Origin of the sequence: Mesorhizobium sp. M0904 (assembly GCF_040319475.1) — a bacterium.
In the GTDB taxonomy this organism is placed as follows: Bacteria; Pseudomonadota; Alphaproteobacteria; order Rhizobiales; family Rhizobiaceae; genus Mesorhizobium.
In genome coordinates this window covers 78,522-98,654 of sequence record NZ_JAMYOC010000010.1, presented here as the reverse complement: position 1 = coordinate 98,654, position 20,133 = coordinate 78,522, and the positions used below count along the sequence as shown (strand labels likewise).

The 20,133-nt window shown below is 63.1% G+C and carries 14 protein-coding genes and 1 tRNA gene; 11 read left to right on the top strand and 4 right to left on the bottom strand.

All coding sequences use genetic code 11. The annotated features are described in order from the left end of the window. Nucleotides 1-124 precede the first annotated feature (124 nt). The 8 genes from NKH80_RS12720 (at nt 125) to NKH80_RS12685 (ending at nt 11,202) form a co-directional block, all read left to right on the top strand. A tRNA-Cys gene (locus NKH80_RS12720) sits at nt 125-198 on the top strand. 89 nt (nt 199-287) lie between these two features. Next, nucleotides 288-956, top strand: a complete 669-nt coding sequence (locus tag NKH80_RS12715) for a protein-L-isoaspartate O-methyltransferase family protein (protein WP_352505832.1) — start codon at nt 288-290, stop codon at nt 954-956. A 185-nt stretch (nt 957-1,141) separates the two neighbouring features. Next, the gene (locus NKH80_RS12710) at nt 1,142-2,533 is read left to right on the top strand and encodes a TolC family outer membrane protein (protein ID WP_352505833.1); all 1,392 of its coding nucleotides are present in this window, start codon (nt 1,142-1,144) and stop codon (nt 2,531-2,533) included. A 198-nt stretch (nt 2,534-2,731) separates the two neighbouring features. Then, nucleotides 2,732-3,598, top strand: a complete 867-nt coding sequence (locus NKH80_RS12705) for a DUF2497 domain-containing protein (protein WP_352991808.1) — start codon at nt 2,732-2,734, stop codon at nt 3,596-3,598. A gap of 391 nt (nt 3,599-3,989) precedes the next feature. After that, a complete protein-coding gene (locus tag NKH80_RS12700; RefSeq protein ID WP_352991806.1) occupies nt 3,990-6,773 on the top strand; it encodes a valine--tRNA ligase in 2,784 nt (927 codons plus the stop codon). Between the two features lie 381 nt (nt 6,774-7,154). Continuing rightward, complete coding sequence (locus NKH80_RS12695; RefSeq protein WP_352470410.1) at nt 7,155-8,375, top strand: OmpP1/FadL family transporter; 1,221 nt, start codon at nt 7,155-7,157, stop codon at nt 8,373-8,375. A gap of 279 nt (nt 8,376-8,654) precedes the next feature. Further along, a complete protein-coding gene (gene ilvD, locus NKH80_RS12690; RefSeq protein ID WP_352991804.1) occupies nt 8,655-10,379 on the top strand; it encodes a dihydroxy-acid dehydratase in 1,725 nt (574 codons plus the stop codon). Further along, nucleotides 10,366-11,202 carry a tetratricopeptide repeat protein gene (locus tag NKH80_RS12685; RefSeq protein ID WP_023678939.1) on the top strand — a complete coding sequence of 279 codons (837 nt, stop codon included), beginning with the start codon at nt 10,366-10,368 and terminating at the stop codon, nt 11,200-11,202. Before ilvD ends, NKH80_RS12685 begins: the two co-directional genes overlap by 14 nt. Nucleotides 11,203-11,226: 24 nt before the next feature. Here NKH80_RS12685 and NKH80_RS12680 read toward each other — a convergent pair whose 3' ends face one another. From NKH80_RS12680 to erpA, 4 genes are all read right to left on the bottom strand, one after another. Then, on the bottom strand, nt 11,227-11,544 hold the full coding sequence (locus NKH80_RS12680) for a hypothetical protein (protein WP_352991802.1): 318 nt from the start codon (nt 11,542-11,544) through the stop codon (nt 11,227-11,229). A 77-nt stretch (nt 11,545-11,621) separates the two neighbouring features. Beyond that, the gene (xth, locus tag NKH80_RS12675) at nt 11,622-12,416 is read right to left on the bottom strand and encodes an exodeoxyribonuclease III (RefSeq protein WP_023678937.1); all 795 of its coding nucleotides are present in this window, start codon (nt 12,414-12,416) and stop codon (nt 11,622-11,624) included. A 30-nt stretch (nt 12,417-12,446) separates the two neighbouring features. Further along, complete coding sequence (locus tag NKH80_RS12670) at nt 12,447-12,836, bottom strand: VOC family protein (protein ID WP_352815681.1); 390 nt, start codon at nt 12,834-12,836, stop codon at nt 12,447-12,449. Nucleotides 12,837-12,838: 2 nt separating this feature from the next. Continuing rightward, on the bottom strand, nt 12,839-13,186 hold the full coding sequence (gene erpA, locus NKH80_RS12665; protein WP_254818314.1) for an iron-sulfur cluster insertion protein ErpA: 348 nt from the start codon (nt 13,184-13,186) through the stop codon (nt 12,839-12,841). A gap of 73 nt (nt 13,187-13,259) precedes the next feature. Between erpA and NKH80_RS12660 the strand changes: the two genes are divergently transcribed. From NKH80_RS12660 to NKH80_RS12650, 3 genes are all read left to right on the top strand, one after another. Next, nucleotides 13,260-14,474, top strand: a complete 1,215-nt coding sequence (locus NKH80_RS12660) for a deoxyguanosinetriphosphate triphosphohydrolase (RefSeq protein WP_352991800.1) — start codon at nt 13,260-13,262, stop codon at nt 14,472-14,474. Nucleotides 14,475-14,535: 61 nt separating this feature from the next. Then, nucleotides 14,536-16,293: an arginine--tRNA ligase gene (gene argS, locus NKH80_RS12655; RefSeq protein ID WP_254818316.1), complete on the top strand. Its 1,758-nt coding sequence runs from the start codon at nt 14,536-14,538 to the stop codon at nt 16,291-16,293. A gap of 103 nt (nt 16,294-16,396) precedes the next feature. Further along, nucleotides 16,397-20,074, top strand: a complete 3,678-nt coding sequence (locus tag NKH80_RS12650; RefSeq protein WP_352689946.1) for an SPOR domain-containing protein — start codon at nt 16,397-16,399, stop codon at nt 20,072-20,074. The last annotated feature ends 59 nt before the right edge of the window (nt 20,075-20,133 follow it).

Genomic DNA, 20,133 nt, shown 5'->3' with positions numbered 1-20,133 from the left:
AGCATGGCATTGCATTTATAAGCAGTGCCTCGATGTAGGAAGAACCGTTGGGAATGCATGGTGGCCGCTTGACGGCATTTTCGCCGCAACCTATTGGAGCCGGGTGGAACGCCGGGAGCAATGAGGCCTCGTGGCGGAGTGGTTACGCAGAGGACTGCAAATCCTTGCACCCCGGTTCGATTCCGGGCGAGGCCTCCAATGCCCGAGCTCCCGCGCGTCAGCGCCAGGGGGCTTCAGTTCCGGTCGAAACAGCCGCGGCCTTTGCGCGGCAAGCGGATGGTTGGAACATGAGCGCTGATTTTGCCGAACGCCGGGTGAAGATGGTCGACGGCCAGATCCGCACCACCGACGTGACCAGCGCACCGCTGCTCGAGGCTATGCTTGTCGTGCCGCGCGAGGCCTTTGTTGCCCCCGGCCAGCGTGACCTTGCCTATATCGACGAGGACATCCGCATTGCCTATACGGCCGATGGTCCGCGCTATCTGATGGAACCGTCGCCATTGGCCAAGCTGATGCAGCTGGCCGATATCGGCCCAAGCGATTCGGCACTCGATGTCGGCTGCGGCACCGGCTATGCGGCGGCGATCCTGTCGCGGCTGGCAAGGTCCGTCGTCGCGCTGGAAAGCGATCCGGCGCTGGCCGAGACCGCCACTTCGACGCTTGCTGCGCTGGGTTCCGGCAATGTCACCGTGGTCCAGGGACCGTTGCCGCAAGGCCATGCCGCCAATGGGCCTTACGACGTCATCTTGATCGGTGGCAGCGTCGGCGAGGTGCCGGCGGCGCTGTTCGACCAGCTTGCCGAAGGCGGCCGACTCGTCGCCGTTGAAGGGCAGGGCAATTCGGGCGTAGCCCGGCTTTTTTTTAAGACTGGGGGGGTTGTAACGGGAAGACGCGCATTTAATGCGGCAATTAAGCCACTACCGGGATTCGAACGCATTCCCGCCTTCGAATTCTGAGTGATTTTGCCTTGCAGCGAAGGCGTTGTCATGATCGCTTGCGTTTGAACAATCGTTGCTGATCTGCATAACCGGGCGTTTCTGGGGCTTTCAGCGGGGGAACGATAAAAAACGCGGCGCCGGCTGATCAGAAGGAGAAGCCAGCGTGGCGCAGTTCCCGTGCAAAACGAATGAGGGAATATAACGTGCCGTCTGTACGCAAGTTGCTTTTTACCGCCGTCCTCGTTTCGGCGACCGCGCTTTCTCCATTGGCCGCCTCGGCCGAAACCATTCTCGGGGCGCTGTCAAAAGCCTACCAGAACAATTCCTCGCTTAATTCTTCGCGCGCCGGCGCCCGCGTCACCGACGAGGGCGTTGCTATTGCCAAGTCCGGCTACCGCCCGACCATCACCGGTTCCGGAAGTATTGATTATACCGCCAGCCACAGCAACCGGTTGCACCGAAACATCTCGATAACCACCGGCAACTTCGGCGTCGAGATCGATCAGACGCTGTTTGACGGTTTTCAGACCAGGAACAATGTGGCGGCCGCCGAATCGCGGGTCCGCGCTTCGTTCGAAAGCCTGCGCAACGCCGAAGAAAACACTCTCTTCAACGCGGCAAGTGCCTATATGGACGTTATCCGCGACCGTCAGGTCGCCGTGCTGACCGAACAGAACCTGCAATTCCTGACCGAGCAGGCGCGTGCGGCGCGTTCGCGCTTCGAGGTCGGCGAAGGTACGCGCACCGACGTCGCGCAAGCCGACGCCCAGCGCGCCTCCGCGGTGGCGCAGTTGAGTGCCGCCCGCGCCACGGCGCTGGCAAGTGCTGCGACCTATCGCCAGGTCGTCGGCGACGAGCCGGGCAAGCTCAGGCCGGCTGCGCCGGTGTCGAAGCTGTTGCCGTCGAGCCTCGATGCGGCGATCGCGATCGCATCGGCCGAGCATCCGGCCATCCTCGCCACCGCGCATCTGGTCGACGCGGCGGCGTTTTCGGTGAAGTCTGCCGAAGGCGCGCTGCTGCCGCAGCTCTCGGCGTCGGCGGGTGTTTCGAGTGCCATTCGCGGCACCGCGCCGGGCTCGCTCTCCTCGACACAGGATGGCGTAACCAATTCGGCGAACATCGGCGCGACACTGACGATACCGATATATTCCGGCGGCCGCACTTCGGCACTGGTTCGCCAATCAAAGGAATCACTTAGCCAGGCCCGTATCGAGGTCGATGTCAGCCGCGACACCGTGCGCCAGGCTGTGACCTCCGCATGGTCGCAATACACCGCCGCGCAGCAAAGCGTCACGGCCAATCGGCAGGTGGTCGCAGCCGCACAGCTTGCCCTGAACGGCGTCATCGAGGAGCGCAATGTCGGCCAGCGCACCACGCTCGACGTGCTCAACGCGCAGGCGACCCTCATCACCGCCAAGATCAATCTTGTCAGCGCCGAACGCGATGTGGTGGTGGCAAGCTATGCCATCCTCTCGGCGGTTGGCCATTTGTCGGCAGACCGCCTTGCTCTCAACGTGACGAAGTACAGGCCGGAAGAGCATTACGACGCCGTCAAGGACAAGTGGATCGGCCTGCGCACGCCGGACGGCCGCTGATCGCCAGGCCGTGCTTTCAGCCCGCGCTCGAACGACGCGCGGGCTCCAACTCCCGACCCTAATCTGTTGAAATCCGAGATGTCGCCAGATTGGGGATTCTCGCAAGGCGTTCCGTCGGTTACGCTGTTGCCATGATTCGAATCCGGCATTGCCGGACAGGAAATCTGAGAACGAGTCACAAGGGCGGCGGATGTGACGATGGCGACGGCGAGCAGCGTACAGCGCGAACCTTCCATGGAAGAGATACTGGCTTCCATCAGAAGGATCATCGAGGACAGCGATACCGGCCGCAAGCAGCCGGGCGAAGCGGACGAGCTGCGCCAGGATCTGCAACCGGCACCGGCAGCCGGACGCACAGCAGAGGCGGATGCGTTCCGCTCCGAACTGCGCGGCGGACTGGAGATCGCCAAGCCGGCCACGCGGGCCGAGGTGCAGCCAACGGCCGCACCGGTTATTGAGCGCCTGGAAACGCCGCTCCGCCCCGGCCCGGTAAAAGCACCGGTGACGCTGGCTGAGGTGAACGCCGCTCCCGTACCGCCCGCAAAGCCGGAACGGCCTGCAATGGCCAAGGCTGCCGAGACGACCGACACCATCATTGCCGATTGGCGGCGCGAGATCGCCGCGGTCGGCGACGCGATGGCCAAGCCGGTGCGCGCCGAGCCACCCACGCCGGACGCCGAGCCGAAAGCCGAGGTTTTCGAGAACGAGGCGACTGCTGGACCTGCGCCGGAGCCTTCGGAAATTGGGCCGGAGCTTTCGGAAAGCGGCCCGGAACCTTCGAAACTTGGCCCGGAATCTTCGACAATCGGATTGGCGCGTCGGGCGGCCAGCGAGCCGCCGCCCGCACGTCCGGCGATCCTTTCGGAGCATACGGGCCGGCAGGTTGCCGCCGCCTTCGGCGAGCTTTCCGACGCGTTTGCCAGCCGCAGCAAGAAGACCTTCGACGAGATGGCTGAAGAGATGCTGCGGCCCATGTTGCAGGACTGGCTGGACAACAACCTGCCGACGCTGGTCGAGCGGCTGGTGCGCGAGGAAATCGAGCGCGTCGCGCGCGGCGCACAATAGCAGTTCGGAGGAAACGCCGCCGATAGGCGGCTCGACCGGCGAATTGTCGAAGTCGGCGCCGCCTCTCATCCGCCTGCCAGCACCTTCTCCCCGTATAGTGACGGGGAGAAGGGGTTGACCGCAATTTAGCCGCCTTTTCCGCAACGTTCGTGACTGGCGAAAGCTTCAGTACAGGCGTTTTTCTCCCCGTCACTATACGGGGAGAAATGCCCGGCAGGGCAATGAGGGGCAGCGCAAACCTGAAGCGATTGCCTTGCAACATTCAGTCCCGCGAGTTGCACCGAACCATCCCGGCGCTATCTATTGGCCATGCCGCCCTTGCGGTTGACTTGGCAACAACCTTCCGATTTACACCGCACCACAAATTCCGGACAGCGCGGACCGTTTTCCCATGCTCGAAAAGACCTACGACGCCAAAGCCGTCGAGCCGAAGATTGCCAGGATCTGGGAAGAGGCCGACGCGTTTCGGGCCGGTGCCGGGGCCGAGGAGGGGGCTGAAGCCTTCACCATCGTCATCCCGCCGCCGAATGTCACCGGCTCGCTGCATATGGGTCATGCGCTCAACAACACGCTGCAGGACATTCTGGTGCGCTTCGAGCGCATGCGCGGCAAGAACGTTCTTTGGCAACCTGGCATGGACCATGCCGGCATCGCCACGCAGATGGTGGTCGAGCGCCAGCTTATGGAAAAGCAGATCCACCGCCGCGACCTGACGCGCGATGAGTTCATCGACAAGGTGTGGGAGTGGAAGGCCGAGTCCGGAGGCGCCATCCTCAACCAGTTGAAGCGGCTCGGGGCCTCGGCCGACTGGAGCCGGGAGCGCTTCACCATGGACGAGGGCCTGTCGAAGGCCGTGCTCGAAGTGTTCGTGACGCTCTACAAGGAAGGGCTGATCTACAAGGACAAGCGCCTTGTGAACTGGGACCCGAAGCTGTTGACCGCCATCTCGGATCTCGAGGTCGAGCAGCAGGAAGTCAACGGCAACCTCTGGCACTTCCGCTATCCGGTTGAAGGCATGACCTTCGATCCGGAAAATCCGAAGACCTTCATCACCGTTGCGACGACCCGGCCGGAGACGATGCTGGGCGATACGGCTGTCGCAGTCCACCCCGACGACGAGCGTTTCCGGCATCTTGTCGGCAAGAAACTCATCCTGCCGATCGTCGGCCGCAGGATCCCGGTGGTCGCGGACGAGTATTCCGATCCCGAAAAAGGCAGCGGTGCGGTCAAGATCACGCCGGCGCATGACTTCAACGATTTCGAGGTCGGCAAGCGCCACCGGCTGCCGGCGGTCAACGTCCTCACCGTCAATGCGGCGGTGAGCCTCAAGGACAATGAGGACTTTCTCGCCGGGCTGGAAGTAACGCCGGAGCGCCAGGCCGTATGGGACAGCCTCGACGGCCTGGACCGTTTCGACGCGCGCAAGAAGATCGTCGAGTTGATGGAGGCGGGCGGCTTTCTCGAGAAGGTCGAGCCGCATCGCCACACGGTGCCGCACGGCGACCGCGGCGGCGTGCCGATCGAGCCGTTTCTGACCGACCAATGGTATGTCAATGCGGCGGAACTGGCCAAGCCGGCGATCGCCTCGGTGCGCGAGAGCCGTACCAATTTCGTGCCCAAAAACTGGGAAAAGACCTATTTCGACTGGATGGAAAACATCCAGCCCTGGTGCATTTCGCGCCAGCTCTGGTGGGGCCACCAGATCCCGGCCTGGTACGGGCCGGACGGGCATGTCTTTGTCGAAAAGACCGAGGAAGAGGCGCTCGGTGCCGCCGTCGAATACTATCTGGCGCTGGAAGGGCCGTGGAAGGCCTGGGTCGAGGACAAGCTTGAGAATTTCCAGCCTGGCGAGATCCTGACCCGCGACGAGGACGTGCTCGATACATGGTTCTCGTCGGCGCTGTGGCCGTTCTCGACGCTTGGCTGGCCGGACCAGACGCCGGAGCTGAAGACCTATTACCCGACCGACGTGCTGGTGACCGGTTTCGACATCATCTTCTTCTGGGTCGCCCGCATGATGATGATGGGCCTGCATTTCATGGACCAGGAGCCGTTCCATACGGTCTATGTCCACGCGCTGGTTCGTGACAAGAACGGGCAGAAGATGTCGAAGTCGAAAGGCAACGTCATCGATCCGCTCGAGCTCATCGACGAATACGGCGCCGATGCGCTGCGCTTCACCTTGACTGTGATGGCAGCGCAAGGGCGCGACGTTAAGCTCGATCCGGCGCGCATTGCCGGTTATCGCAATTTCGGCACCAAGCTGTGGAACGCGACGCGCTTCGCCGAGATGAACGAAGTGGCGCGCGACGACGATTTCTGGCTGCAGGACGCCAAGCTGGCGGTCAACCGCTGGATCCTGACGGAGCTGACGCGAGCCGCGCGCGACATAACGGACGGCATCACCTCATACCGCTTCAACGAGGCGGCGGGTGCCGCCTACCGCTTCGTCTGGAACCAGTTCTGCGACTGGTACCTGGAACTGCTGAAGCCGGTGTTCATGGGCACCGACGAGGCCGCCAAGGCCGAGAGCAGGGCCTGCGTCGCCTTCGTACTCGACGAGATCTACAAGCTGCTGCATCCGATGATGCCGTTCATGACCGAGGAACTGTGGGCCGAAACCGCCGGCGAGGGCAGGCAACGACAATCGCTGCTTTGTCATGCGGCATGGCCGTCGCCCGACTTCGAGGACGAGGCGGCGGCCGCCGATATCAACTGGCTGGTCGACCTTGTCTCCGGCATCCGCTCGGTGCGTTCGGAGATGAACGTGCCGCCGGCGGCTATCGCACCGCTCGTGGTGATCGGCGCCAACGAAATGACACGCGAAAGGCTCGAGCGTCAGGACTCGGCCATCAAGCGTCTGGCGCGGGTCGGCGACATCTCGCTCGCCGAGGCGCCACCGAGGGGATCCGCCCAGATCGTCGTCAACGAGGCGACGATCTGCCTGCCTCTCGGCAGCCTGATCGACCTTGCCGCCGAGGCAGCGCGCCTGCACAAGGAGCTTGCGAAGGTGACCGAGGAAATAGCGCGGCTCTACAAGAAGCTGTCCAACGAGAAATTCGTCGCCAACGCGCCGGAAGAGGTGGTGGAGGCCGAGCGTGAAAAACTCGCCGAATATCGCGAGGCGCAAGAGAAGCTTTCGGTGGCATTGGCGCGGGTGCGCGATGCCGGCTGATCAAACAAATTGGGCCTGCTGGCCGCAATAGATTCGCCGGTCACGAATCTGCCTTCCAGACAGGCCGCCTGCCACGAAAACGGGCATTCCGCAGCGTAAATCTTGAGGCAAACTGAATGTTTTTGCCCCATTGTTGCCATAATGTAACAATGGCTGACTGGGCACGCAAAAATGCCCTGTTCTGCAGTGATTTAGGGGTTTTTCCCGAGTTTTCTCGTCGATCTGTATTGTGGCGGCCATTTTCCCACCTCGGTAAGAAGGCGACACCTTGTCGGAAATGCGTTCAGCCAAGCTGTACATGTACGCACGGCGAATTCGTTGTTGCGCCGTTAACCTGAATTGGTTCTAGCTTGATGCAAGGATATTTCGGGGAGGAGATTCATGTGTTATTCGCGTCTGAAAGTGCTGCTGGGCGCGGGAGCTTTTTCGCTGGCTTTGGCTGGGACGGTGCAAGCCGGGGGCTTTGACCGGGGCGGCGTTAATATCGACCAGCTGTTCGACGCGGCGCCATATTCGTTCGACGCAGGCGTCACCTATGTTTCGCCACAGCGCAAACTCAAGAATGTGCAGCGCCTCGATGGCTCGGGTTTGTCGACATCAGCGGTGGACGTTGGTGGCGACTATGCGGTGCCGCATGTCGGCATCAAGGCCAACATCTTTGAGCCCGTAGACTGTCTTGCCACCTATACGAGACCGTATGGTGCGGACGCGAATTTCGGCATGAACAACGCCTATTCGCCGACAGCGGTCAAATACGCCGTCGACACAGACGATTTCGGTCTCACCTGCTCCTACAAGGTGAACGTCGGCAAGGGCGCCATACGATTCATCGGCGGTGTCTCCTACCAGCAGGTCGACGCGTTTCTGTCCCGCCAGACACTGCTCGCCTTCGGCAATACCGGCCTCGGCGTATTCAAGCTATCCGACGAGGCATGGGGTTGGCGTGCGGGCGCCGCCTATGAGATCCCCGAGATCGCCCTGCGCGCCAGCCTGATGTACTCTTCAAGCTACAAATATGACGGGCTGTCGGGAACCGTCGACACGACCGGCTTCAGGGGCGCCTTTCCAGCGGATCTGATTCCTGGCTCTACCGGCGTATACCCAGTCTCGGCGTCGGCTGAGATACCTCAGGCTCTGGAATTCAAGCTGCAGAGCGGTATAGCTCCTGGCTGGCTGGCCTTTGGTTCCATCCGCTGGCAGGAGTGGAGCAAGCTTGGCGTCATTGCCATCAATGGCGTGCGCAGTCCGGTAACCGGTTTGCCCTCGCCCGTTTCATTCGACCTGCTTTATCGCGACGGCTGGACGGTCACGGGCGGTATCGGGCACAAGTTCACCGATCAATTGTCGGGCGTGGTTTCGCTGACCTGGGATCGCGGCACCTCAACGACCTCCGGCTATCAGTCGGATACCTGGGCCGTTGCCAGCGGCGTCTCCTATTCGCCGAACGACCAGGTCGAGGTCAGGCTCGGCGGCTCGATCGGTGTACTGACGAGCGGGTCATCGACTTTCAGCGGTGTCGGCGACGTGGCAAATGCCGTTACCTATACCTACGGCAACGACCTGCTTCTCGCCGGTTCGGCTTCCGTCAAGATCAAGTTCTAACTATTAAATTTCAAACGACAAAACGGCCGGGCACTGCCCGGCCGTTGGTTGGATGCGTGGCGTCCGGCATTCGTCCGGCGCAACAATTGTCCCCATGATGTTCGCTTCTGTAATTGTGACGTTTTGGCAACAGTTTCTGAACAACCCTCGCGCCACCCGGCCGCCCGGGAACATTGCCCATTTCCCGCCATAAACCCGGCGCACCTCGAACCTGTCTCGGGACATGCGCCAAAAGGCTAGGCGAAGAGGCAGGCCGCACCGCCCGCGGCAAGGACGAGTATGGACGCCAGAGGGATATCCAAGGCCAAGCTGCCGAGCCGCCACGTGACCGTTGGTCCCGAGCGGGCGCCGCATCGCTCCTACCTTTATGCTATGGGGCTGTCGGCGGCCGAGATCGCGCAGCCTCTGGTCGGTGTCGCCAGCTGCTGGAACGAGGCCGCGCCCTGCAACATCTCACTGATGCGCCAGGCGCAAGTGGTCAAGAAGGGCGTGGCGGCCGCCAACGGCACGCCACGCGAATTCTGCACCATCACCGTCACCGACGGCATCGCCATGGGTCATCAGGGCATGAAGTCGTCGCTGGTGTCGCGCGAGGTCATCGCCGACTCGGTCGAGCTCACCATGCGCGGCCATTGCTACGATGCGCTGGTTGGATTGGCCGGTTGCGACAAGTCGCTGCCCGGCATGATGATGGCCATGGTGCGCCTCAACGTACCGTCGATTTTCATCTATGGCGGCTCGATACTGCCCGGCAGCTATCGTGGCCGGCAGATCACCGTGCAGGACGTGTTCGAGGCGGTCGGCCAGCATTCGGTCGGCACGATCGGCGACGCCGAGCTGCTCGAGATCGAGCAAGCCGCCTGTCCGTCGGCCGGCTCCTGCGGCGCCCAGTTCACCGCCAACACCATGGCCACCGTCGCTGAGGCGATCGGCCTCGCGCTGCCCTATTCCTGCGGCGCGCCGGCACCCTACGAGATGCGCGACCGCTTCAATTTCGCTTCCGGCGAAAAGATCATGGAGCTGATCGCAAGGAACATCCGCCCGCGCGACATCGTTACTATAAAAGCGTTGGAAAATGCCGCGACCGTGGTCTCGGCCACCGGCGGCTCGACCAACGCGGCGCTGCATCTGCCGGCGATCGCGCACGAGGCCGGGATAAAGTTCGATCTTTTCGACGTGGCCAAGATATTCGAGAAAACACCCTATATCGCCGACCTCAAGCCGGGCGGCAAATACGTCGCCAAGGACATGTTCGAGGCCGGCGGCATTCCGCTCTTGATGAAGACGCTGCTCGACCATGGCTATCTTCATGGCGATTGCCTGACGGTGACCGGCCGCACTTTGGCCGAAAATATGGAACATGTTTCCTGGAATGACAGCCAGGATGTGGTCCGTCCCGCCAACAGGCCGATTACCCAGACCGGCGGGGTCGTGGGCTTGAAGGGTAACCTTGCCCCCGAAGGCGCGATCGTGAAGGTCGCAGGTATGGCGGAGCTCAAATTCTCGGGTCCGGCACGCTGCTTCGATTCGGAAGAGGAATGTTTCGAGGCCGTTACGCACCGCAACTATAGGGAAGGCGAGGTTCTCGTCATCCGTTACGAGGGTCCGCGCGGCGGCCCGGGCATGCGCGAAATGCTGTCGACGACGGCGGCTCTCTACGGCCAGGGCATGGGCGGCAAGGTGGCGCTCATCACCGACGGGCGTTTTTCGGGCGCAACGCGCGGTTTCTGCATCGGCCATGTCGGGCCGGAAGCGGCAGTGGGCGGCCCGATCGGGCTGCTTAGGGATGGCGACTTGATCTCGATCGATGCGGTGAACGGCACGATCGAGGTTGCATTGTCCAAAGCCGAACTGGCGGCGAGGGCAAAAGCATGGAAGGCGCGCACGACCGACTATCAGTCGGGCGCGATCTGGAAATACGCACAGACGGTCGGACCTGCCCGCGACGGCGCGGTCACCCATCCCGGCGGTGCCAAAGAAACACACTGCTATGCGGACATCTGAGTTGTTGAGGTCGTCTGTCCTTTCGGCACTGGTTGCGCTCGCCACGTTTGGCGCGACCTTGGGCGCCGTCGGCCAGGCCATGGCCTTCGACGACAAGGTGTTCGACGACAAGACCGGCGTGAAGCCGCAGTCGAGCCCGTGGGCGGTGTTCCAGTTCGGCTTTTCCGCCTACAAGAACGGCCATAAGGAGCAGGCCGCGGAAGCCTATAAATATGCCGCCGAGAACGGCCAGATCGGCGCCACCTGGAAGCTTGCGCGCATGTATGCCGAAGGCGATGGCGTGGCGCGAGACGACTACGCGGCGTTCAAGTTCTTCAGCGAGATCGTCGACCAGGATGTCGAGCCCGGTTCGCCCGAGGAAAGCTATGTTTCGGACGCGCTGGTGGCGCTCGGCGACTATCTGAGGAAGGGCATTCCCGGCAGCCCCGTCGAGGAGAACGAGGTGGCGGCCCAGGAATATTACATGCGTGCCGCCGCCAACTACCGCAACCCGAACGCCCAGTTCGAGATGGGCCAGATGTTCCTCAAGGGTGAGGGCGGCGTCAAGGCCAGCGTCAAGCAGGCCGGACGCTGGTTCCAGCTGGCGGCCGAAAAGGGCCATGCGGGCGCGCAGGCGACGCTCGGCAACCTGCTTTTCCAAAGCGGCAAGATCGTGCGGGGGCTGGCGATGATGACCGCGGCGCTCGAACGGGCCTCACCCGCCGACCAGCCATGGATCCGCGGCATGCAGGAAGAAGCGTTTGCAGCCGCCGGCGAAGCCGACCGCCGCACCGCGATCTCGCTGGCCGACGACATCCTCACCAAGGGTGGCGGCGACCAATAGGTCGGCAGAATTTCCGTTTTTAGATCAATTGTCGGTCGGTTCCGCCGGCATGCCGCTGGGCGCCGGTGTTGAGATCGGCGTGCCCTGCAGATGTGGGGCCAGCGTGTTCTCCGGGCAGCCATCCCGCTGCTTTGTCCGGGACGTGTTGTTGAGCTCCATCTCGCAACGGGCGAGGTAGCTTTGGCCGGCAAGCGTCAGGCAGGCGACCCGGCCGATCTGGAATGATTTGCCGTTAGCCAGGCACTCTGCATCGGCAAAAGCCGGCGTCGCCACCGCCATCGCAAGCGCGCAGCCGATCGGGCAGAGTGCAAATCGAGTAGTCATGGGAACCCCAGCCACCATGATGATTTCTCATCAAGCGCGCGATTTGTGGCGATAAGAGGTCAACTTATCAATGTGCCGCCGGACAGCAGCTCCGGTCAGGCCGGCTGCAGCGCCAGATCGATCGCCACCGGCACGTGGTCGGAGGGTTTTTCCCAGGCGCGCACCTGTTTTTCGATCGAAGCCGAGGAAAACCAGTTGGCGGCTTCGGGCGACAGAAGCAGGTGGTCGATGCGGATGCCGTTGTTCTTCTGCCAGGCGCCGGCCTGATAGTCCCAGAACGTAAAAATGTCCGGGGCGTCGGTGACGGCACGCACGGCTTCGGTGAAGCCGAGATTCTTCAGCCGCCGGAACGCTTGCCGCGTCGCGGGCTGGAACAGTGCATCGCTTAGCCAGTTTTCCGGATACTTCGCGTCGATCGGCTCGGGAATGACATTGTAGTCGCCGGCCAGGACCAGCGGCTCTTCCAGAGCAAGCCGCTCCTCGGCCCAGCGCTCAAGTCGCGCCATCCAGGAAAGCTTGTAGGAGAACTTTTTCTCGTCGTCGATCGGGTTGCCGTTCGGCAGATAGATCGAGGCAACGCGCAAGGCGCCCTTGTCGGTCGAGAACACGCCCTCGATGAAACGCGCCTGCTCGTCGGCATCGTCGCCCGGCAAGCCGCGATTGACCTCGTCGAAACGCAGCTTCGACAGGATGGCGACGCCGTTGAAGCCTTTTTGGCCGTAAGTCTCGACATTGTAGCCGAGCGCCTCGATCTCGGCGCGGGGAAACTGCTCGTCGACCGTCTTGATCTCCTGCAGGCAGGCGATGTCGGGCGCGCTTTCCGTCAGCCAATGGGTCAAGTTGCCGATGCGGGCGCGAACGCCGTTGATGTTCCAGGTGACGATTTTCATGACGGCCTCGATAGGCTGGTGGTCCGGAGACTAGCGATCCGGTGGATGACGTTCGACAAGGCCGATCGTATTGCCTGCCGGGTCCTTTAGGAAGGCCATCCATTCGCTTTCCCCCGCCTGGCCGAACAGGCCTTCGGTGTCGCAATGGACGAGCGCCGGCGGCGCGGTGAAGGGAACACCGGCGGCCCTTGCCGAAGCGTGGAACTCGTCGAGGCCCGATATGTCGAGATAGACGGTGCCGGCAGGCAGGCCGTCGGTGAAAAGCAGGCGCACGTCACCGGCCATGATAAAGGCGATGCCCGGCGGATCGAAACGCGCATGCAGGTTCATGCCGAGCACCTCGCGCCAGAACGCCAGCGTCGCATCGAGGTCGCGCCCGGCGGAAAGCGCGACCTGACGGACCGCGCCGATGTCGGGCATTTCTAGATCGAGAAGCTGGTGCCGCAGCCGCAGGAGGCGACCGCATTGGGGTTTCTGATCTGGAACGACTGGCCCATCAGATCGTCGACGAAATCGATCACCGAGCCGCCCATATAGACCAGCGACAGGTCGTCGATAAGTACGGTGGCGCCGTCCTTTTCGATGGCGACGTCGTCGTCATTGCGCCTGTCGACCAGATCGAACTTGTAGGAAAAGCCGGAACAGCCGCCGCCCTCGACCGAAACGCGCAGCGCCGTCTTACCGGCTTCGCTCGCCACGATCTTGGCGATCCGCCTGGCGGCGGCGTCGGTCATCTCGACTTTCATGGCGGTCTTGGCATCAGCGCCCATGGGCGTCACCTTGCTTTCGGTTTTGTATGATAGGTATGAAGCGCGACGGGGCAAGTCAACTGCGGCATACGCTATGACCAACGAGTTGGGCGACATCGGATTCGGCTATCGGCCGCGCGCGGCCTATGCCAGCGACCCGGCAAAGTCGCGCGGGCGGCTGTACGATGAGGTGGAAAGCCCGACGCGCACGCCGTTCCAGCGCGACCGCGACCGCATCATCCATTCGACGGCGTTCCGCCGGCTGAAGCACAAGACGCAAGTGTTCGTCGCGCACGAAGGCGACCATTACCGCACGAGGCTGACGCATTCGATCGAGGTCGCGCAAATCGCACGCGCTCTGGCGCGGGCACTGCGCGGCGACGAGGACCTGGCCGAGGCGGTGGCCCTGGTGCACGACTTCGGCCACACGCCCTTCGGCCATACCGGCGAGGACGCGCTGAATGAGAAGATGGCCGCCTGGGGCGGCTTCGACCACAATGCGCAGTCGCTGCGCGTGGTGACGCGGCTGGAGCGGCGCTATGCCGAGTTCGATGGGCTGAACCTCACCTGGGAAACGCTGGAGGGGCTGGTCAAGCACAATGGCCCACTGACCGATGCCAAGGGCAAAGGGCTGAAGGGGCCGGTGCCGCAGGCAATCCGCGACTATTCCGAACTGCACGACCTCGAGCTCGACCGCTTCGCCGGTATCGAGGCGCAGTGCGCGGCGATTGCCGACGACATCGCCTACAACACCCACGACATCGATGACGGCTTGAGGGCAGGGCTGTTGACGCTGGACATGCTGGAGGGCGTTTCGCTGCCGGGGTCGATCCTCAAGGGCGTGCGTCAGCGCTATCCGGCGCTCGATGACGTACGCACCGGCCACGAGCTGATGCGCCGGCAGATCACCATCATGGTCGAGGACGTGATCGTCTCGACGACGGCCAATCTGGCGCGCATCAAGCCTGACAGCGCCGAAGCGGTAAGGGCGGCCGGCGAGACGATGGTGAGCTTCTCCGCCGAGACGGCCGTATCGGAAAAGGAGCTGAAGGCCTTTCTTTACAAGCATCTCTACCGGCACGCGGACGTCATGCGGGTGCGCGCCGAGGCCGACCAGATCGTCCGAGACCTGTTCGACGTCTATTTCGCCGATCCGCGCGCCATGCCGGATGGCTGGCGCGAAGGGCTCGACCGGGCAGAGGACCGCGTCAAGGCGCGCAGTGTTGCCGATTTCCTGGCCGGCATGACGGACACTTATGCGCTCAAGGAACACAGGCGTTTGTTTGACCATACGCCGGATTTGAGCTAGGGCGGGCTCGATTTTGCCGGCCAGCGAGCCGGACCCCTGCAAAACCGTCAGAGCCACAGCAATGAACATCTTCGCCGATTTCAACGCGCGAATCATAAAGGCCGTCGAAGCGCTTGATTTGAAAGACAAGGATGGCGCGTCGCCGGACCTGTCGCGCATCGCTGTCGAGCCGCCGCGCGATGCCAGCCATGGCGACCTCGCGACCAACGCTGCCATGGTGTTGGCCAAGCCGACCGGCCAGAATCCGCGCGCGCTGGCAGAAAGGCTGGCTGAGGCGCTGCGCGCCGACGAGGATATCGCGGCCGCCGAGATCGCCGGCCCGGGCTTCGTCAATCTCAGGCTCAAGGACGGCTTCTGGCAGGCGCATCTGACGGCGCTGCTCGGCGAAGGCCGCAATTACGGCCGCTCGACGATCGGCGGCGGCAAGAAAACCAATGTCGAATATGTCTCGGCCAACCCGACCGGGCCGATGCATGTCGGCCATTGCCGGGGTGCCGTGGTCGGCGACGCGCTCGCCAATCTGATGGCCTTCGCCGGTTACGACGTGACCAAAGAATATGTCATCAACGATGCCGGTTCGCAGATCGACGTGCTCGGACGCTCGGTCATGCTGCGCTACCGCGAGGCGCTTGGCGATGAGATCGGCGACATTCCGGCCGGGCTTTATCCAGGCGACTATCTGATCCCCGTTGGTCAAGCGCTGGCCAGCGAATTCGGCCGCTCCCTGCTGCAGATGCCGGACGAGGAGGCGCTTGCCATCGTCAAGGACAGGACGATCGATGCGATGATGACGATGATCCGCGAGGATCTGGCGCTGCTCAACGTGCATCACGACGTCTTCTTCTCCGAGCGGACGCTGCATGCCAACAATGCGAAGAAGATCCGCTCGGCGATCAACGACCTGACTCTGAAGGGGCACATCTACAAGGGCAAGCTGCCGCCGCCCAAAGGCGAGAAGCCGGACGACTGGGAGGACCGCGAGCAGACGCTGTTCCGCTCGACCGCAGTCGGAGACGACATGGATCGGGCGCTGGTCAAGTCGGACGGCACCTTCACCTATTTCGCCGCCGATGTCGCCTACCTCAAGGACAAGGTCGATCGCGGCTTCGTCGATCTGATCTATGTGCTTGGTGCCGACCATGGCGGCTATGTGAAACGGCTGGAAGCGCTTGCCCGGGCAATTGCCGGCGACGAGGTCAAGCTTACCGTGCTGCTTTGCCAGCTGGTGAGGCTGTTTCGCGCCGGCGAGCCGGTTCGCATGTCGAAGCGGTCGGGCGAGTTCGTGACCTTGCGCGAAGTGGTCGAGGAGGTCGGCCGCGACCCGATCCGCTTCATGATGCTCTATCGCAAGAACGACGCGCCGCTCGACTTCGACTTCGCCAAGGTGACCGAGCAGTCGAAGGATAATCCCGTATTCTACGTGCAGTATGCCTCGGCGCGCTGCCATTCGGTGTTCCGGCAGGCGAGCGAGCAGTTGGGCGAGGCCATGTTCGACCGCAACCAGCTGGCCGCCGAAGTGGCTTTGCTGACCGACGAGGGTGAGATCGGCCTGATCAGGAAGCTCGCCGAATATCCTCGGCTAATCGAAGCCGCGGCCCTCGCGCTCGAGCCCCATCGGCTGGCATTTTACCTCTACGAACTCGCTTCCAGCTTCCACGGACACTGGAACCGGGGCACCGACAATCCCGACTTACGTTTTGTTAAGGTTAACGACCGACAATTGACGTATGCCAGACTAGGGCTGGTGCAGGCTGTCTCGGACGTTTTGACGTCCGGCCTGACGCTGATCGGAGCCAATGCGCCCACCGAAATGCGTTAGGTTTGAGTAAAAAACCTGTCACCTTTTGCCCACATTGCGCTGGTAAGGGCCAACCCTACGCGACGTCCATGGCGTCCGAATGAGTGCGAGTTCGGGAACAATAATGGCAGACAGAACCCAGCTGAGAGCAGCCGACCACAACGACATCGCCAACGATGATCCGTTCGCGGAACTGACCAGGATCATGGGGTTCGACCCGCGCCAGCCGGTCAAACCGCAAACGCCGGCCCAGCCGAAAACCGCTGCCGCCGAACCGTCGGTGGACGAGGGCGATTTCGAGATCGATCTCGAGAAGGAGTTGATGGGCGAATTCGGCGCCGACGCCAATGATAATGCTTCCCCTGCCAAGCTTCGCGAGCCGACACCCGAACCGACCGCCGCCGACGAAATGGAGGACGCGCTTGCTGCCTCATTCGAACAGGATTTCGCGTTCGACGACAGTGCGGTGGATGATGTTGCTCCTGTTGCGGCCGCTCCTGTTGCCGCCGACGAAATTGCCTCCGGCCCCGAAAGGGCGTTCGCTCCCGCTGTCGAGCCGGAGTTCGATGAAGAGTTCGATAACGCCGTCGCCGGCTCGCTCGAAGACGTGTCGCCGTTCGAGGACGACCTTTCGAGTGACGACGAACTTGCCGCCTCGCTCGACCAGGAATTTCGGCTCGACGACGGCGTGACCGGCGAGGACGAACCTAGGGCCGCAGCCGAGGCGATCGAGCCGGTCGACCAGCCCGCCTTCGACCCCGCCTTGGACGACGAGTTCGACGACGCCGTGGCAAGCTCGCTCGAAGACGAACTGATGCTCGAAGAGCATGAGCCGATGGAGCAGGGGGTCGCCGCTGAAACGGCGGTGCAAGCCGCCGCGCCTGCATTCGATGACGAGTTCGACGACGCGGTTGCAAGCTCGCTTGAAGACGAGCGGATGTTTGACGAGCAGGAGCCGGCCGATAACGCCGCCCCGGTATCGCCGGTTGAGGCGGCCGATGAGAATTTTGCCGACCATGCCGATGATGCCATGGCTGATGTCGACATGGACTTCGACGTTCGTGCGAACGAGCCTGCCGAAATCGAAGAACCAGAGTTTATCGAAGAGCTGTCGATCGACGAGCCAGAGGCCGCCCGGCTTTCCGGCACGGCCGCTGAAGCGGCGCTCGACGACGATTTCGATCTGAGCTTCGACGATGCGCCTGCCGAGCACGCCGAACAGCCCGTAGCGCAGGTCGTTGCAGCCGAACCAGCGGCCCAGGCCGCCGCCGTCGTCCCAACGGCCCCAGTGGCCGAGGAACGCAGCCTGGAGGACGAACTGAACGCGCTGTTGGGTGCGATGAGCACACGGCCGGCACAAGCGGTCAACGAACCTCAGACAAGCCAGCAGCCTGCCCAGCAGACTGCCCAGAAGCCCGTGATGGCTGTTCAGCAGCCCATCGCGCCGGTAATTCAGAAGCCAGCAGTGGCTGCTGAACAGCCAATGGCGGCGGTCAAAGACGTCGCCAACGACCCGGTGCATGCTGTCGACGAGCTGGATTGGGAACTCGACGAGCACGAGCCCGCTGAGCCGCAGCAGTCCAGTGCCGCCGATGACGCCGATCTTGGCAGTGTCCTCCTCGATGAGCTTGAAGGCGAGGATTTCGGTGTTGAAGCCGCTGCCGGACCTGCGGGTGACTTAGACAACGATGCGCTCGACGCCGACTTCGCCAGGAACATCGGCCTGGATCATGACTCGGCCGACAAGAGTGCGGCAGCTGTCGCCGAAGAAGACCCGCTCGATGCGCTGAACTGGCTGACGACACGCGCCACGCCGCCCGAGCCGGCCCGCTCGTGGAGCCGCGTGACGCCGGTCGCACAGCCTCAACCCGCCTTTGCAAGCCAGCCGGTGGCTTCGGCGCGTCCGGCACCACCACCGCAACCGGCTGCAACGCCATCCTATCGGGCCGCACCGGTCGAAGAGAGGCCGTCCTATGAAGGCCAGGCATCCCGTGAAGATAGGTCATCCTATGAAGATCGGCCCACCTACATGGAAGCTGCGCCAACCTCGCATCAACAGCCTTCCGCCTATGACGAGATGCCCGATGTCGAGACGGTCGACGTGCCCGAGCGCGTCGTGGCGCTGGCGGACGATCTCGACATTCCGGAGCTCAACTTCGACGATGACGAGCCGGTGGCGCCCGCCTACGACGATCTCGATGCCGATTTTGCCAGCCTTCTCACCGAAATGAATGCCACGGATATAGCGCCGGCCCCGGTGCGCAGTGCTGGCTATGACGATGAATACGATGCCGGCTTCGCGTCTGGCTACAAGCAAGATCGCGGCGAGACGCGCGCCTATGGCACCAAGCCTGCGGAAGCCCCTGTCAGCCCGGCAACCGCTTCCTATGCGGATGCAGCGGACGGTTTCGATCTGGGCTCATTACCCGGCGGCCAGCCGGTTTCGCAAGCCGACGATTTCACCTTCGATGAACTCGACTACGATCCCGAACTGGACGAGGAGATGTCGGTTCCCGGCCTCGCCGAACGCGAGGCCGAAAGGCAGCCGCGCAGGCGCGGGCTGCTGATAGGTGCGGTGGTCGGCGCCGTTGCGATCGCCGGAGGCCTTGGCGCCTTTGCGTTGACCCTCGGCGGCAAGAGCGGCGGCGATGCGCCGGTCATCGTCAAAGCCGACAACAGGCCGATCAAGATCAAGCCGGAAAATCCAGGCGGCACTGTCGTGCCGAACCAGGACAACAAGGTTTATGACGCTGTGGCCAAGGGCGCCAAGCCCGCCGAGCCGGTTCAGCAGAAGCTGGTCACCAATACCGAAGAGCCTGTGGACCTGAAGGCCAACGAACCGGAGAGCCGCGTCGTCGATCTTTCGCCCAATGACCCCGATGCCGCAGACGATATCGACGCACCCGGCACCGAGGCGTCCGATAGCAATGCGTCTGGCACCAACGCGCCTGACACCAGCGCGCCTGACACCAATGCGCTTGGCGCCAGTGCGGCTGGCGCTACCGACACCGCCGCCGCACCAGCGCCCAAGTCCGAGGATCGCATCGCGCAGGTTCTGCAGGAGGTCGACAAGGGTGCCGAGACCGTCGCCGTTGCGCCGCGCAAGGTACGGACCATGGTCGTGAAACCTGACGGCTCGCTGGTGGCGCGCGAGGATCCGGCGCCAGCCGCCCCGCAGATGGCCGCTGCCGAGCCGGCCGATCCGGCGCCGCAGCACGTGGCTCCGGCCGCCCAGGCCGACGCCGCCGCGCAGACCGGCACCGTGCCCCTGATCGACCAAATGACAAGCGACCCGAAGATTGGCGACCCGAAGATTGGCGACCAGCCGAGTGGCGATCAGGCGAGCGGCGATCAGGCCGAAACCTCCAAGCTGCAGCCGGCGCCCAAGCCCGACACAAAGGCTGAAGCCAAGGCCCAGGCGTCAGCCAGCAAGCAGTCGGCCACCACCCCGGCCACGGTTCCGGTGGCGCCGCAGCGCCCGTCCGACCAGCCGGTCGACGTGGTCGGCGAGGTCAAGCCCGATCAGGTTGCTTCCATCGATCCGGCCGCTGCCGGCGCTGGTTCGTGGTCGATACAGATCGCTTCGCAGCCGACAGTCGAAAGCGCCCAGGCGACTTACCAGGATCTGCAGCGCCGCTACGGCAGCGTGCTTTCCGGCCGCACCGCCAACATCGTCAAGGCCGAGATTGCCGGCAAGGGCACCTTCTACCGCGTCCGCGTTCCGGCGCAGTCTCGCAACGAGGCGATCAAACTGTGCACCAGCTACAAGGCCGCCGGCGGCAATTGCTTCGTGTCCCACTAGCGGCACCAAAGCCCCTCGAAAAGCCGGCGCCCGCGCCGGCTTTTTTGCGTGAACGGAAA